The organism is Rhizobium ruizarguesonis, assembly GCF_012349115.1.
GTDB classification, from domain to species: Bacteria; Pseudomonadota; Alphaproteobacteria; order Rhizobiales; family Rhizobiaceae; genus Rhizobium; species Rhizobium ruizarguesonis.
Genome location: NZ_PQIG01000082.1, coordinates 71558 through 86798, shown reverse-complemented (window position 1 = coordinate 86798; position 15241 = coordinate 71558). Strand labels below are relative to the sequence as shown.

General features: G+C 60.9%; 12 protein-coding genes. 8 read left to right on the top strand and 4 right to left on the bottom strand.

The window, feature by feature from the left end; genetic code table 11:
- Positions 1 to 87: 87 nt before the first annotated feature.
- Both C3Y91_RS19160 and C3Y91_RS19155 read right to left on the bottom strand, forming a co-directional pair.
- On the bottom strand, positions 88 to 690 hold the full coding sequence (locus tag C3Y91_RS19160; RefSeq protein ID WP_018071444.1) for a dimethylsulfoniopropionate lyase: 603 nt from the start codon (positions 688 to 690) through the stop codon (positions 88 to 90).
- Positions 691 to 738: 48 nt separating this feature from the next.
- The gene (locus tag C3Y91_RS19155) at positions 739 to 2775 is read right to left on the bottom strand and encodes an NADH:flavin oxidoreductase (protein ID WP_018071443.1); all 2037 of its coding nucleotides are present in this window, start codon (positions 2773 to 2775) and stop codon (positions 739 to 741) included.
- Positions 2776 to 2921: 146 nt separating this feature from the next.
- On the opposite strand from C3Y91_RS19155, the gene C3Y91_RS19150 reads away from it, so the two are divergent.
- The 8 genes from C3Y91_RS19150 (at position 2922) to C3Y91_RS19115 (ending at position 12631) form a co-directional block, all read left to right on the top strand.
- Entirely contained in the window at positions 2922 to 3551 is a 630-nt protein-coding gene (locus C3Y91_RS19150; protein ID WP_018071442.1) for a TetR/AcrR family transcriptional regulator, read from the top strand.
- Between the two features lie 11 nt (positions 3552 to 3562).
- The gene (locus C3Y91_RS19145; RefSeq protein ID WP_168575695.1) at positions 3563 to 4357 is read left to right on the top strand and encodes a pyrroline-5-carboxylate reductase family protein; all 795 of its coding nucleotides are present in this window, start codon (positions 3563 to 3565) and stop codon (positions 4355 to 4357) included.
- Positions 4358 to 4424: 67 nt separating this feature from the next.
- On the top strand, positions 4425 to 5426 hold the full coding sequence (locus C3Y91_RS19140; RefSeq protein ID WP_018071440.1) for an ABC transporter substrate-binding protein: 1002 nt from the start codon (positions 4425 to 4427) through the stop codon (positions 5424 to 5426).
- 208 nt (positions 5427 to 5634) lie between these two features.
- Positions 5635 to 6522: an ABC transporter permease gene (locus C3Y91_RS19135; protein WP_018071439.1), complete on the top strand. Its 888-nt coding sequence runs from the start codon at positions 5635 to 5637 to the stop codon at positions 6520 to 6522.
- Positions 6515 to 7594, top strand: a complete 1080-nt coding sequence (locus C3Y91_RS19130) for a quaternary amine ABC transporter ATP-binding protein (protein ID WP_018071438.1) — start codon at positions 6515 to 6517, stop codon at positions 7592 to 7594. The genes C3Y91_RS19135 and C3Y91_RS19130 overlap by 8 nt, the downstream gene beginning before the upstream one ends.
- A gap of 104 nt (positions 7595 to 7698) precedes the next feature.
- Positions 7699 to 9684, top strand: coding sequence for an oxidoreductase (locus C3Y91_RS19125; protein WP_018071437.1), 1986 nt, complete (start codon positions 7699 to 7701; stop codon positions 9682 to 9684).
- Positions 9684 to 10688, top strand: coding sequence for an Ldh family oxidoreductase (locus tag C3Y91_RS19120; RefSeq protein ID WP_018071436.1), 1005 nt, complete (start codon positions 9684 to 9686; stop codon positions 10686 to 10688). The genes C3Y91_RS19125 and C3Y91_RS19120 overlap by 1 nt, the downstream gene beginning before the upstream one ends.
- Before the next feature lie 944 nt (positions 10689 to 11632).
- Positions 11633 to 12631: an AraC family transcriptional regulator gene (locus tag C3Y91_RS19115; protein ID WP_024321412.1), complete on the top strand. Its 999-nt coding sequence runs from the start codon at positions 11633 to 11635 to the stop codon at positions 12629 to 12631.
- A gap of 27 nt (positions 12632 to 12658) precedes the next feature.
- On the opposite strand, the gene C3Y91_RS19110 is transcribed toward C3Y91_RS19115, so the two are convergent.
- Positions 12659 to 12943, bottom strand: a complete 285-nt coding sequence (locus C3Y91_RS19110) for a hypothetical protein (protein WP_024321413.1) — start codon at positions 12941 to 12943, stop codon at positions 12659 to 12661.
- A complete protein-coding gene (locus C3Y91_RS19105; protein WP_168575694.1) occupies positions 12940 to 15234 on the bottom strand; it encodes an FdhF/YdeP family oxidoreductase in 2295 nt (764 codons plus the stop codon). Before C3Y91_RS19105 ends, C3Y91_RS19110 begins: the two co-directional genes overlap by 4 nt.
- Positions 15235 to 15241 lie beyond the last annotated feature (7 nt).

Sequence of the window (15241 nt, the reverse complement as noted above, 5' to 3'; positions counted from 1 at the left end):
GGATCTTCACGTTGTAGTCGACAACCCGTTTGACTGGGACGAGTATCTTCATGGGCAACCCCCCCTTTATTTCTAAACTGCTGGCCGTCAGTTCGGCCGTTCGGCAAGCAATGCCCAGAAGGCGAAGAACGGCGTGTCAAGCGACCTCATCGCATGCTTGATGCCAGGGACATTGTAGAAGGATCCGCCGATACCTGGCGAAAACCAGTCCCCTTTCCCCTGCTGGAACTCTCCCTCGGAAAGCACGAGATAGACTTCCTCGGGCGCATGGTCGTGATCCGGATAGCGCACGTGAGGCGCCATCAACGTCACGCCGATCCACAGGTCGCTCCGCTCCTCCAATCCTCCCGGGCCGATAATCATGGCGTTGGCATGCCCATCGACAAAATTGTCGCTGGCCGTGTGGTCATACTTGGTCCGCCGATGCCATTCAAGCATTGGCTCGATGCCTTTGAACCCCTCGATCAAACGCGTCAGCGAAGGATAGGACGTATCGACGGAAAGCGCCACATCAAGGAGAGCGCACACAGGCAATCGGCTTCCCTCCCCCGCACGCGCGGTTCCCGGGCGCTCAAGCGCCGCAGAAATCTGACGAATCGAGCGGCGGGCCTCCGGGGCATTCGCGAACTGGTCGAAAGCCACGAAAACCGCATCCAGGAAAATCTGGAGGCTTTCATTGCGTAAACTCATGTCATCACCTCCCGAGACGATCGGCCGACAAGCGGTCCACTCGTGCGATCAGATATCTTTCGCGATGCGCAGCCCGTCATAGATGGCTGCATGCGTGTTGCGTGCGGCGACCGCATCGCCGATCCGGAACAGCTGGAACTTGCCGTCCGGATTGCGGATGATGGACTGGGGTTCTCCGGAAAGAAGCTGGTCGTGCGACATTTCGCCGAGATTGCTCGAGCCGGGTTTCAGTTCGAAATAGAGCTCGTCGAGCGGAATGGTCCCATGATTGACGACGATCTGGTCGAAGCTGTGCTGCCTGGCAATCCCGCCGTAATCGCTGCCGACATGGGCAACGAGCTGGTTGCCGCTCTTTTCGACGGCTTCCAGACGGTAGGTGACGGTGAAGGTCACGTCATGCTTTTGGAGAGACCGCATATAGGGCACGAGATTCATGGCCATGACCTCGGGCGCGAAGGAGCGGTCCGGCGTCATGATCTCGACCTTGGCGCCTGCCTTGGCGAGAAACTCCGCCGCCTGAAGGCCGGCATGGTCGCCGGCATCGTCGAAGATCAGCACGTTGGTTCCAGGTTTCACGTCGCCGGAGATGATGTCCCATGAAGAGACCACTAGCTCGTTGCCGCTGGCGAGAACCTCGGTATGCGGCAGGCCGCCTGTCGCGATGATGACGACATCGGGATTCTCGGCCTCGATGGTATCGGCTTCCGCCCAGGTGTTGAAGTGGAAGGTGACGTCGTATTTCTCGCACTGGCTCATGCGCCAGTCGATGATGCTGATCATTTCCTTGCGGCGCTCGCTCTGGGCGGTGAGGCGGATCTGACCGCCGGGATGGTTCGCCGCTTCGAAAACCACGACCTGGTGGCCGCGTTCTCCGGCGACGCGCGCCGCTTCCAGACCGGCCGGGCCGGCGCCGACGATGACGACCTTTTTCTTGGCGTCGGCCTTCGCCACGATATGCGGCATGGTCAGTTCGCGGCCGGTGGCGGCATTGTGGATACAGAAGGCGGCCCCGCCCTGGTAGATGCGATCGAGACAGTAATTGGCGCCGACACAGGGACGAATATCGTCTTCCCGCTTTTCGATGATCTTGCGGACGATATGCGGGTCGGTCATGTGGGCGCGGGTCATGCCGATCATGTCGACCTTGCCGGAGGCGATCGCATGGCGCGCGGTGGCGACGTCCGGGATTTTCGCCGCGTGGAAGGTCGGGAAGTTGGTCGCGGCGCGAATTTCGCCGGCGAAATCGAGATGCGGTGAATTCGCCATGCCCTGGATCGGGATCACGTCGGTGAGACCCGCATCGGTATCGATGTGACCGCGAATGACGTTGAGGTAATCGATGAGGCCGCTTTCCTTCAGGCGCCTGGAGATTTCCAAGCCTTCGGCCTTGCCGGTGCCGCCCGGAAGACATTCGTCGGCGGTGTAGCGCACGCCCAGAATGAAGTCGTTCCCCACTCTTTGCCGGATCGCTTTGAAGACATCGAAACAGAAGCGCAAACGGTTATCGAGCGAGCCGCCATAAGGACCGTCGAGCTCGTTGGTGAGCGGAGACGTGAACTGGTCGATCAGATGGCCGTAGGCTTCCAGCTCGACGCCGTCCATGCCGCCCGCCTTCATGCGCTCCGCAGCGTCGGCAAAATCCTTGATGATGCGCTCGATATCCCAATCTTCCATCTTCTTCGGGAAGGAGCGATGGGACGCCTCGCGATGATGCGATGGCGCCACGACCGGCAGCCAGTCGCCCTTGTCCCAGCGCGTGCGCCGGCCGAGATGGGTGAGCTGGATCATGATCGCCGCACCCTCTTCATGCACGGCGTCGGTCATTTCCCTGATCCAGGGTACGATCTCGTCCTTATAGGCAAGCAGGTTGTTAAAGACCGGCGGGCTGTCCCTGGACACCGCGGCCGAGCCGGCCGTCATCGTCAAGGCCACGCCGCCCTTTGCCCGCTCCACCGTATAGGCGCGATACCTCTCCTTCGGCATGCCGTCTTCCGGATAGGCCGGCTCGTGGGAGGTCACGATGATACGGTTGCGCAGCGTCAGATGCTTGAGCTGATAGGGCTGAAGAAGGGGATCGTTCGACATGGGCCGTGGTTCCGGATTAAAACATCGGAGGGAACGCTAAGCATAATGTACATATGTGTCAACATTGAAAACAACTGGGTCGTTACTTTAGACACAGATGTACATTTTTCTTGTGCGCGGCTGCGCAATTTGATAGGAGATTATCCATGGATCAGGCTTTGAATGACACTGGCTGGCGCGGATCGCAGGAGGGATGGCTGGAAGCAGCTTACCACTCGCTGCTGGATTCCGGCGTGGATTCGGTGAAAATTCTGCCGCTGGCGAAGAAGCTCAACCTTTCGCGCACGAGCTTCTACTGGTTCTTCAAGGACCGGGAGGAACTGCTGGCCGGGCTCGTGGCGCGGTGGCGCGACAAAAACACCGGCAACATCATCAAGCAGTCCGAAGCCTACGCGGAATCGCTTGCCGAGGCGATGCTCAACGTCTTCGACTGCTGGCTCAACAATGATCTGTTCGACGCCCGGTTCGAATTCGCCGTGCGCAGCTGGGCGCTGCAGTCCGACGAGATTCTCGCCGAGGTCCGGCAAGCCGATCAGCTTCGACTGGAAGCCCTCAAGCTGATGTTTATCCGGTTCGGGCTACCAGAAGCGACATCGGATGTCCGAGCGCGAACAACTTACCTCGTGCAGATCGGATATATCTCCATGCAAGCTAGGGAGGAACTCGCCGTCCGCATGAAACGGATCCCCGAATATATCGCGATCTACACCGGCGAAGTGCCGCAACAGAGGGAGCTCGATCGCTTCTTCTCGCGGCATGGCTACAGGCCGGGTTAGGGAAGGACGGGATGAGCGTTTCCTTGAGGATCGGTATCATCGGCGGCGGCGGTTGGCTTGGCGGAGCAATCGCCGGCTCGATCCTTGATGCCGGCCTGGTCGAACCTCGAAATCTCTCCCTCTCCTATCGTAGTGAAGAGCCGCGCCGTTTCCCGAATTCTTTCCTGACCACCGACAGTCAGGCGCTTGCCGACCGCTCGGACGTGATCGTTCTTTCCGTCCGTCCTGATGACTGGCGTGCTCTTGATGTCGATGCCGGCGGCAAGCTGGTCATCTCGGTCATGGCGGGCATCCGCCTGGACGCACTTTCCGAATGCCACAACACCAGTCGCGTCGTGCGCGCTTTGCCGAATGCCGCTGCCGACGTCGCCAAGTCCTATACGCCGTGGATTGGCGCGAGCGACGTCGCCGAAGACGACCGGGCGCTCGTCCGCGCGATTTTTCAGGCATGCGGATCTGAGGACGAGGTCGCAAGGGAAAGCGACATCGATTACCTCACCGGCCTTTCCGGGTCTGGACCGGCATTCCCGGCGCTGCTCGCCGCCGCCATGATGCGCGACGCCGTCGCCAATGGCCTGTCGGCGGAGATTGCGCGCCGCGCCGTCAACACGGTGATCACGGGCGCCGGCCGCCTGCTGGAGCGCCAAGACGAATCTCCTGACGATGTCGTTCAAACCTTTCTTGCCTATCGCGGCACCACTGCGGCGGCCATTGAAGGCATGCGCGCTGCCGGGTTCGACGCTTCGGTTGCGGAGGGACTATCGGCAGCATTCAAGAAATCGGTGAGTATGGGAGACGCTTCCTGACAACCGTTGGAGTGGGTCCTGCGGCGCCCCGCTCAGCAAAACCGGCCGCTAAACAGAGGGAACGAGAATGAAAAAACTACTTGCATCGACATGTCTGACGTTCGGCCTGATTGGCGGGGCGTCTTTCGCCAGCGCCGCCGAATGCGGCACGGTGACCATCGCCAGCATGAACTGGCAGAGTGCAGAGGTTCTCTCCAACCTCGACAAGTTCATCCTGAACGAAGGTTATGGCTGTGATGCCGAAATCACCGTCGGCGATACCGTACCGACGATTACCTCGATGGCCGAAAAGGGCCAGCCTGATATCGCGCCGGAAGCCTGGATCGACCTGCTGCCCGATGTCGTCAAGAAGGGAACGGATGAAGGCCGGATCGTCCAGGTCGGCTCGCCGCTGCCCGATGGCGGCGTCCAGGGCTGGTGGATTCCCAAATATCTGGCCGACGCCCATCCCGACATCAAGACCATCGGCGACGTGCTGAAGCATCCGGAACTCTTCCCCGCTCCTGAGGATGCGAAGAAGGGCGCCATCTATAACGGTCCGCAGGGCTGGGGCGGCACCGTGGTGACCACGCAGCTCTACAAGGCCTTCGAAGCCGACAAGGCGGGCTTCACCCTCGTCGATACCGGTTCGGCTGCCGGCCTCGATGGTTCAATCTCCAAGGCTTACGAACGCAAGGAAGGCTGGGCCGGCTATTACTGGGCGCCGACCGCTCTGCTCGGCAAGTACCAGATGGTCAAGCTGGAAGCCGGCGTGCCGAACGACGCCGCCGAATGGAAGCGCTGCAATACCGTCGCCGATTGCCCCGATCCGAAGCCGAATGCATGGCCGGTCGATCACGTGGTGACCCTGGTTGCCAAGCCTTTTTCGGAAAAGGCCGGGCCGGAGGTCATGGACTACCTGACGAAGCGCTCCTGGAGCAATGAGACGGTCAACAAGCTGATGGCGTGGATGACCGACAACCAGGCGACCGGTGAGGACGGCGCCAAGCACTTCCTCAAAGAAAACAAGGACCTGTGGACCAAGTGGGTCTCGCCTGAGGCAGCCACGAAGATCGAAGCTGCTCTCTAGAACAGGATGATTTCAGGCCTGTTCGGCCTAAAATCTGAATCCTGTTCTGAGTTAAATAGTGAGAGCATGATGTCGTCCGAAAACCGCGCACACTTTTCGGCATCATGCTCTAACGCCGACCACTGCGGTGCGCTTAATGCGCACCGCCTCTCGCTGCCGATAAAATCAAAAAGACTGCCACGGCTCTTTGAAGAAAAAGGGGAACCGAATGGAATGGTTTTATAAATTCCCGCATATGGATGACGATGCCCTTCGCAATCTGAAGAAGGCGATCGATGACGGCTTTCGCACATTTACCCGCACCTATGGCGACGCGATCGAAAGCCTCTTCTCCCCGCTGCAGCATTTCCTGATCGCCGCCGACCGCTTCATGACGCAGACGCCGTGGCCGATCATTACGGCGATCATCCTTGTCATCGCATGGTTTGCGAGCCGCAGCCTGAAGATCGTCTTCGGCTGTCTCGTCACGCTGCTGCTGATCGGCTATTTCGACATGTGGGACGATACGATGCGGACGGTCTCGATGATCTTCGTCTGTACCGTGCTCTCCATCGCCATCGGCATCCCGATGGGGATATTCATGGCGCGTTCCGACCGGCTGCAACGCGTCATCAATCCGATCCTCGACGTCATGCAGACCATGCCGAGCTTCGTCTATCTCATCCCTGTCGTCATGCTGCTCGGCATCGGCAAGGTGCCTGGACTGATCGCCGTTGTCATCTATGCCATCCCGCCGATGATAAGGCTGACCGACCTCGGCATCCGTCTGGTCGACAAGGACGTGCTCGAGGCGGCCGACGCCTTCGGGACGTCGAGCGCGCAGAAGCTGTTCAAGGTCCAGCTGCCGCTGGCGCTTCCCACCATCATGGCCGGCATCAACCAGACCATCATGATGGCGCTCGCCATGGTGGTCGTCGCCTCGATGATCGGCGTCCAGGGCCTGGGCCAACCGGTTCTGAAGGCCATCGCCAACCAGTACTTCACCCTGGGTATTTTCAACGGCCTTGCCATCGTCGGCATTGCCATCATCTTCGACCGGGTCAGCCAGGCCTATGGCAAGCGGCTCCAGAAGCATCGGGAGATCGTCCATGGCTGATCATCGGTTCGGCGGCATCAAGATCCGCAATCTCTACAAGATCTTCGGTCCCAATCCCGGCGCTCATGTCGATGCCGTCCAAAAGGGATTGTCGAAGACCGAGCTCAACGCAAAGCACGGCCACGTGCTGGGCTTGAAGGATATCAATATCGAGATACCCTCGGGCCGCATCCAGGTCATCATGGGCCTTTCGGGTTCGGGCAAGTCGACGCTCATCCGCCACATCAATCGCCTGATCGATCCGACATCAGGCGAAGTGCTTGTCGACGGCGTCGATGTGGTGAAAATGAATGAGACCGAATTGCGGACGTTTCGCCGGCACCAGACGGCCATGGTGTTTCAGAAGTTCGCGCTTCTGCCGCACCGGAATGTTCTCGACAATACCATCTTCGGCCGCGAAGTGCAGGGCATGGAGCGCTCGAAAGCCGTCGACGTCGCCATGGGCTGGCTGGAGCGGGTCGGCCTGAAAGGCTTCGAGAGCAAATATCCCAACCAGCTGTCGGGCGGGATGCAGCAGCGCGTCGGGCTGGCACGCGCCCTCTCGAACGATGCGCCGGTTCTGCTGATGGACGAGGCCTATTCGGCGCTCGACCCTTTGATCCGCACCGATATGCAGTCGGTCCTTCTCGACATTCAGAAGGAGATCAAGAAGACCATCGTCTTCATCACCCATGATCTCGATGAGGCCCTTCGGCTGGGCGACCAGATTGCGATCCTGCGCGATGGCGAAGTCATCCAACAGGGCACCAGCCAGGACATCGTTCTGCGTCCGGCAGACGCCTACATCGCCAACTTCGTCAAGGAGGTCAATCGAGGGCGGGTCATCCAAGTCGATGCCATCATGACATCCCTGCACTCCGGCGCGGTCCCAGGCGGATTGACGATCGCATCAGGCACGACCGTCGAAGACGCCGTCCGGATCCTGGCATCGGCGGCGCACGACGATGCCAGAGTGGTTTCACCATCCGGGGAAGCATTGGGGCTTGTCACGTTCCGCCAGCTCGCGGGCGCAATGGTCAACTCGCAGGAGGTGGCTCCCCGACGCGACAGCGCCCTCTCGGTCGCACTTTGAAGCTCCAAATGCGGCCGACTTTCCGGTTCGTTGGCGACACCGATATCAGGCACGTCGCCATCTCTGGAACTGGAAAGTCCGCCGCCTGACGCCTGTGGATCACCATGTCAAAACTCTTCCCGCGTCTGTTTTCGCCGATCGGCCTGCGCGGACACACCTTGCGCAACAGGATCGTCTTCGGAGCGCATACGGCAAACATGGCGAGCGACGGTGTACCCGGCGAACGCCACGTCGCCTATTATGCCGAGCGCGCGATCGGTGGCGCCGCAATGATCGTGGTCGAACCGATGCCGGCGCATCCCGCGGCCGTGCTGACGCGCGGAAATTTTCTTCCCGGCGACGACAGCGTGATCCCTCACTTCAGCAAGGTCACGACCGCGATCAAGGAAAACGGTGCGGTCGCCATCCAGCAGCTCTACCATGTCGGCGCGCATGGGGATTCCGATAATTCATACCACCCGCATTGGTCTCCTTCCGGCTTGCCCAGTTATCACGACAGCGATGGCTCGCATTCCATGAGCGAGGCTGAGATTTGGGAAACCATCGACGGCTTCGTGCAGGCGGCGCGGCGCTGTCGCGAGGCCGGTTTCGATGGCGTCGAAGTCTGGGCGGCTTATCTCGGCCTGATCGAGCAGTTCTGGACGCCTTGGTCGAACCGGCGAGAGGATCAATGGGGTGGTTCGCTGGAGAACCGGACCCGCTTCTCACGGGAAATCATGAGCCGCATCCGGGCAGTGTGCGGTCAGGATTTCATCATCGGGCTTGCGATCAGCGATGAGCCCGATCATAGCGTTGCGCTGACGCGGGACAAGCTTGCCGAGATCCTCGCTCTCCATGACGATCTCGGCCTCGTCGACTATGTGACCTGCGGTTCGGGCGGCTATCTCGACTTCCACAAGCTGATGCCGACATTCCTCTACCAGGAGAAGCTCGGCGCCGATCTTGCCGCAACGATCAGGCGATCCGTCAAACATGCGCTCGTCATTGCCGAAAGCCATATCAGAACGCCGGAGAACGGCGAGACCGTTCTTGGAGAAGGAGCGGCGGACCTCGTCTCAATCGTGCGCGGCCAGATTGCCGATCCGCATCTGGCTCGAAAAGCCGGCGAGGACCGCCCCGACGATGTTCGTGGCTGCATTTCGTGCAACCAGATGTGCTGGGGCCGGCGTTCGCGCGATTATTGGATAAGCTGTCTCATCAACCCATCGGCCGGACGGGAATACCAGTGGGGCGGCGACCGATTCGCACCGGCCGGCCAGCCGAGGACGGTGCTGGTGGTCGGCGCCGGGCCTGCTGGCCTGGAAGCCGCCCGCGCCGCCGCTGAAAGGGGCCACCGGGTCATCCTCGCCGAAGCATCCAGCCGGCTCGGCGGCAATTTCCTGCTTGCTGGAAAGCAGCCTCGCCGGGCGCAGATCCTCGAGCTCATCGGCTGGTACGAGCGGCAGCTGACGAAGCTCGGCGTCGATATCCGGCTCAACTCTTATGTCGAAGCATCGGATGTCGAAACCATCGGCGCAGACGCCGTCATCCTGGCAACGGGTTCCTATTCACCCGAAACCGGCTTCCAGAAGGCTCTGCCCTCAGTCGCGACGCTGCCCGGCATCGAAAAAGGAAACGTCTTCACCGTCGAGGCCGTCATGGCGCGGCAGTCAAGGCCAGGGAAGAGAGTTCTGCTGCTGGACGAGGGCGGCGGCTGGCGCGGCTGCGGAACCGCCTGGAAGCTCGCCGAAGATGGGCACCTGGTGACGATGCTCTCGCCCGACCCGTTCATCGGCAAAGAACTTCAGCGCACCACCGCCGACGTCCCGCTGCGCCGGACGTTGAAGACGCTGGGCGTCAAATGGCTTCTGGAGGTCAGCGTGCTGGAATGGCACGGCAATGGCGTCACCCTGCTGGATCACAATACCGGCGAGCGTTTCTTCGAGGAAGGCGACAGCCTGGTGCTCGCCACCACCAATGCGGCAGCAAATTGGTTGGGTGATGAACTGCGTTCAAACGATCGTCAGGTGGTGGAGATCGGGGACTGCGCTGCGCCGCGCCAGGCGCCTTATGCCTTCTATGAGGGCAGACGAGCGGCATTGGAGCTGTGATGGCCGGGCAGAGGATAAGAATGCCAATCGACGAACTCCGTCACCTGGCGCACGACGCCTGCCTTGCCTGCGGCAGCAGCCCGGCCATGGCGAAAGCGCTCGTCGATGCAACGCTGTCGGCCGCCTGCTTCGGTCGCACCGAGCTTAGTTTTCCGCATTTCGTCGATTATCTCACCAGCCTGCGCGATAGGCGGATCAACGGAGATGCCAAGCCCCGGTTCGACCATGTGCTGCCGGCCCTGATTCGGGCCGATGCGGATGGCGGCATAGCGCAACTCGGGTTTGATCTCATTTACGACGACTTCGTAAAGTGCGTGAAAACCTTCGGCATCTCAGTCCTCACACAAAGAAACAGCTATACCGCCGGGGAATTGGGATATTACGTCCGACGCCTGGCCCAGGACGGGTTGATGTCCGTCGCCGCCGCCAACGGACCGGCATTGATGGCCGCCGCCGAGGGCGGGGAGCGCGTCTACTGCACCAATCCGCTCGCTTTCGGCGTGCCCCTGCCGGAACCCTTGCCGCCTGTCGTCATCGACCAGGCGACGAGTGCGACGGCGTTCATAACGCTTGCCGAGGCGGCAAAGGCGCAGTCGCCGATTGCTCACGGCATAGCCATCGACGAGACGGGCGCCATCACCACCGATCCGGTCAAGGCAATGCTCGGTGCTCTCCTGCCCTTCGGCGGTTATAAAGGCGGCAATATCGCCCTTATCGTCGAGATGCTGTCCGCGGGTCTTTCGGGGGCCGCCTGGTCGCTCGATGCCGGCCACTTTCTCTCGGGCGAGCACCCGGTGAATGCGGGAATGACCGTGATCGCCCTCTTTCCCGCGGCTGCGGATTCGGAATTCCCGGAGCGCGCCAAGGCCCAATTGCAACGGCTGCGTTCCAAGGGAGTCCGTATCCCCGGAGACAGAGCGATGTCCGCGAGTGTCGCGGAAGCAGATCATCTTGACGTCGACATAGGCGTGTTGGAAACGATCCGTCGCTTGTGCCTTCAGTAAGAAAATCATTGCTCAGCCCAAACCGAATGCATCGCACCCGGCAGCATCATGCCGGCGTTCATTGCGCGCAACAGGCGGCTTCAGCGGGGCCGGTTGATGTACATTTTGCGCAAGGTCAGTCCAGACTGCGTCACGAAAAGCCGATTGGTCGACAATATCGGGGCCCGACAATTGCTCCATAGCTAAGGAACAGTAAGATGAAATCCGACCAAGACCATGATGGTTTGCGGTCCCAAAGCCAAGCCCGTCCATCCCATGACCCCCCAAAGGATGGAAGGGATCGTACATACGCACTCCATCCCGTGCGTATGCTTGCATGCCTGTCTGCCTGCCGAAGGCCATCTTTAAGCGGTCCACTAAGACCCTTCGGCAGGCGACTGCGCGGCTTTCGAACTGGGGGCGCTCTCGACAAGCTTCAGATGAATGCATCTCGGCAGGATCGCCGCGGTTGAACCTGTGGCGTGGCGGATACAGCCGTAAAATCGCTCTTTCAGCGTAATCGTTTTATCAGCGGGTTGTCGTCATAACCGGTAGCGTGACGTCTTGCCAATGGCCGCGGATTCTGTCAGTTCCTGATCTGGATGGGAACTAATGCATTCAACGGGCTGGTCTTTTTGACGTTTACCATGCCCGGATTCGGCCTGCATCAGCTGGGACAAACCGCTGATCTCGATGCCGGTATCACGCGGAGATCCACCTGCTCCGCTGCAAGCTGCTGCACTTTATCCAACAATCGTCTAATATACATCCAAGCCCCGCTCATCCATTCCGTCTGCGGAGTCAGATGAAGCGCCGCGGCGGGGGACGACCATCCATGACGACCGGCAAGGCTGGCAGAGGTACGCGCACAAATCCGACATTCGGGTCGGCCGCGCGTCGCGCTGGCACCTGCGAGCAGTGGAAAAGAGCATGCCGAAACAGCCAGATCGAACAATGGGAGCAGCATGACTGAAAATAGCACTGCGCCATTTTCATTTCGATTTAGTGGTTCGTCCTTCGACAACATGGTCGAAACGCTGGGCGGCGCTTTTGGCGCCTTTGATGCCGAGCCTGTCGGCCGCGCCCAGGACTTCCATTGGGGACTGGATTTCTCGGTAGGTGACAACGCCGTCCTGCTCACCGGTTATCATGAGGCGGAGTTTCAGTTCAATATCGAGCCGACCGTCGATACGGCGGAGTATCTGTCGATCGTCGTGCCGCGCAGCGGCGGCATGGGGGTCACCTATGGGTCCCGCGTCGCCGAGGCCGGGCAAGGCAAATTGCTACTTTATAATAATTTCGAGCCCAACAGCGTCATCATGCATGGGCGATCGAACGTCATCGACGAGTTGCTGATCAACTGGCCTCTCATCCTGCAGACGATCGGCCAGACTTTCGAGATGCCGTTCAGCGGCTCCCTCGACCTGCTGCCGGAACTGGATCTGTCAAAGCCGGAAGGCCAGCTGATCGGCAACCTTACGGAAACGATCATCCTAGGCATGCGCGACGATGGCCCCTTGCTGCAGTCGCCGATCGCCATGGCGCATATGACGCAGGCGCTGGCCGATCTGGTCGTGCGCCTGGTGCCGCACCGGCTGTCGCATTTCCTGGAGAATAGGCCCGCCCTGATCGCGCCCCGGCATGTCCGCAGGGCGATCGAATTTATGCACGCCAATATCGATCAGCCGATCACCATGCCGAAGGTGGCCGAAGCCGCCGGCGTATCCAGCCGGGCGCTCGAAACCGGTTTTCGTGCGTTCAGGGGAACCTCTCCCGCCGTCTATCTGCTGACGCTTCGGCTGCGTGCCGCGCGCCAGGATCTGCTCGATCCCGAGAGCAAGGAGACCATGAAGGCCATCTGCCTCAAATGGGGCTTCTTTCATTTCGGCCGGTTTTCCGCAGTCTATAAAACCACCTACGGAGAATACCCTTCCGACACCAGGAAGCGCGTGATCCGCCGCTAGCGGCCGCGGCTTGCGGCGCAGGGGTGTTTACGCCTCGTCCCGCGGCGGCAATGTGTAATGCACTCTCATCGTCCTTAGATCCCGCTTCACGATCTGCAGCACCCCTTCGCGTTCCGCCAGGACGTTGAGTTCCCTGAGCACGAGAGAATGCGCGATCCCCAGCAGGCGCGCAAAGGCGCGGCTGTCACGGGCAATCCCCAGATCCGCGGCGACCAGGAGACCGGCCTGTATGGATGTCAGCCTGATATCCCTGACTTGCGCCGCAGCGACGAGAGCGAGAAAGCGATCGGCGTCGGAGGCCTCTTCGCTCACGCGGCTTTTCGCCGGCGGAAGGACACCATGATGGATTTCGAGGTGGGCGTATCGCTTTCCACGCCCGCGCTGCCAAGCGGCACAAGCACGTTCAGCTCGGGATAATAACCCGCGATGCTTCCTCGCGGAATGTCATAGGGCACAAAGCGAAAATTCTCAGCGATGCGCTCGATACCGTCATCATGCTCGCCGACCACGTCGACCCGGTCACCGGCCTCGGCATTCATCGCCTTCAGGTCGGCTGGATGAATGAAGATGACCTGCCGTTCCCCATACACGCCGCGGTATCGGTCATCGAGACCGTAAACCGTCGTATTGTATTGATCGTGCGACCGGAACGTCTGCAGGGCGAAACGCCCCTCGCCCTTTCGCGCCCGCTGATGCACCGTCTCGTCGGGAAGCGCTTCCGAAGAGAACGATGCCTTGCCTGCCGGCGTATCCCACTCCCGATGGGCGGCCGTGTTGCGCAGGTGAAAACCGCGCGGCTTGCGCAGGCGCGCATTGTAGTTTTCGAAACCTGGAATGGTCGCCTCGATATGATCGCGGATACGGTCGTGGTCGTCGGCAAGCTCTGCCCAGTCGACCACGGCGGAGCCGACCGTCGCCTGGGCAATGCCGGCGATGATGGCGACTTCCGAGAGGAGATGCGGTGAGGCCGGACGATTGATGCCGGCGGAACCATGCACCATGCTCATCGAATCCTCGACGCTTATGAGCTGTGAGTTGCCCGCCGCGTTCAGATCGATCTCGGTGCGCCCGAGGCACGGCAGGATGAAGGCCACCTCACCGGGCATGAGATGCGAATGGTTGGGTTTGGTCGCGATATGCACCGTCAGCTTCAGCCGCCGCAGCGCCTTTTCAACGAGTGCGCTGTCGGGCGTGGCGCGGGCGAAATTGCCGCCAAGCCCGATGAAGGCCTCAGCCGAGCCATCGAGCATCGCTCCGATCGCGGCAAGGACATTGTGGCCATGTTCGCGGGGAACGGTGAAGCGAAAATGCTTCTCCAGCGCATCGAGGAAATCGTCCGATGGCTTTTCGTTGATGCCAACCGTACGGTCGCCTTGCACGTTGGAATGGCCGCGAACCGGGCAAAGGCCGGCACCCGGCCGGCCGATATTGCCGCGCAGAAACATGAAATTGGCGATCTCGCGGATCGTCGCCACGGAATGCAGATGCTGGGTCACGCCCATCGCCCAGGTGCAGATGACCCGCTCGGCGTTGACATAGACATCGGCCGCCCGTTCGATCTCCTGCCGGCTCAGTCCCGACTGGTCCTCGATCTCGGCCCAGCTCGTCGCCTCGACCGCTGCCCGGTAGTGCGCAAAGCCCACGCAGTGTTCGGCGAGAAATGCGTGGTCGAGAACGGAGGGTAGGCCGGCGGCGACCGCTGCGTCCTCCGCGGCCAGCACGGCCTTTGCCATCCCGCGCACCGCGGCCATGTCGCCGCCGAGCTGTGGCTGCAGATAAAGGCTGGCGATATCGGTCGAACCGCCGCGCAGCATCTCGACCTTATCCTGCGGGTCGGAGAAGCGTTCCAGGCCGCGTTCGCGGATGGGATTGAAGACGACCACGCGCGCGCCGCGGATCGCCGCCCGGCGCAAGTCGCCGAGCATCCGTGGATGGTTGGTGCCCGGGTTCTGCCCGATCACGAAGATCGCGTCGGCCTCTTCGAAATCCTCCAGCAGCACGGTGCCTTTGCCGACACCGACCGCCTGGCGCATGGCGATGCCGCTCGCCTCGTGGCACATGTTGGAGCAGTCGGGAAAATTGTTGGTGCCGTAGACGCGCACGAACAGCTGGTACAGGAAGGCGGCCTCGTTGCTCGCCCGGCCCGAAGTGTAGAATTCCGCCCGGTTGGGGCTATCGAACCCCCTCAGAATGCTGCCGATCTCGGCAAAGGCATCCTCCCATGCGACCGGCAGGTAACGGTCGCTCGCCGCATCGTAGCGCATCGGATGCGTCAGGCGGCCGTTGAGTTCCAGTTCATAGTCCGTCAGCTGGCGAAGCTGCGATAAAGTGTTTTCGGCGAAGAAGGCGGGCGTTGCCCGCTTCTCCGTCGCTTCCCAGGCGATGGCCTTCACGCCGTTCTCGCAGAACTCGAACGACGATCCGTGCTCCGGATCGCCCCAGGCGCAGCCCGGGCAATCGAAACCATCCGGCTGGTTCGCCTTTAGCATCGTCCGCGCCCCTGAAATCGGCATGCCGCTTTGCAGCAATCGCTTGCCGCAGCTCTTCAAAGCGCCCCAGCCGCCGGCTGCTGCCGATTTCTTACCAATGAATTTTGTGTCCATGCGCCCT

Coding starts and splice junctions, on each gene's coding strand:
- C3Y91_RS19140 (WP_018071440.1), top strand. CDS start 4,425: ATGAAAAAACTACTTGCATCGACATGTCTGACGTTCGGCCTGATTGGC.
- C3Y91_RS19150 (WP_018071442.1), top strand. CDS start 2,922: ATGGATCAGGCTTTGAATGACACTGGCTGGCGCGGATCGCAGGAGGGA.
- C3Y91_RS19120 (WP_018071436.1), top strand. CDS start 9,684: ATGGCCGGGCAGAGGATAAGAATGCCAATCGACGAACTCCGTCACCTG.
- C3Y91_RS19130 (WP_018071438.1), top strand. CDS start 6,515: ATGGCTGATCATCGGTTCGGCGGCATCAAGATCCGCAATCTCTACAAG.
- C3Y91_RS19115 (WP_024321412.1), top strand. CDS start 11,633: ATGACTGAAAATAGCACTGCGCCATTTTCATTTCGATTTAGTGGTTCG.
- C3Y91_RS19105 (WP_168575694.1), bottom strand. CDS start 15,234: ATGGACACAAAATTCATTGGTAAGAAATCGGCAGCAGCCGGCGGCTGG.
- C3Y91_RS19160 (WP_018071444.1), bottom strand. CDS start 690: ATGAGTTTACGCAATGAAAGCCTCCAGATTTTCCTGGATGCGGTTTTC.
- C3Y91_RS19155 (WP_018071443.1), bottom strand. CDS start 2,775: ATGTCGAACGATCCCCTTCTTCAGCCCTATCAGCTCAAGCATCTGACG.
- C3Y91_RS19135 (WP_018071439.1), top strand. CDS start 5,635: ATGGAATGGTTTTATAAATTCCCGCATATGGATGACGATGCCCTTCGC.
- C3Y91_RS19145 (WP_168575695.1), top strand. CDS start 3,563: ATGAGCGTTTCCTTGAGGATCGGTATCATCGGCGGCGGCGGTTGGCTT.
- C3Y91_RS19125 (WP_018071437.1), top strand. CDS start 7,699: ATGTCAAAACTCTTCCCGCGTCTGTTTTCGCCGATCGGCCTGCGCGGA.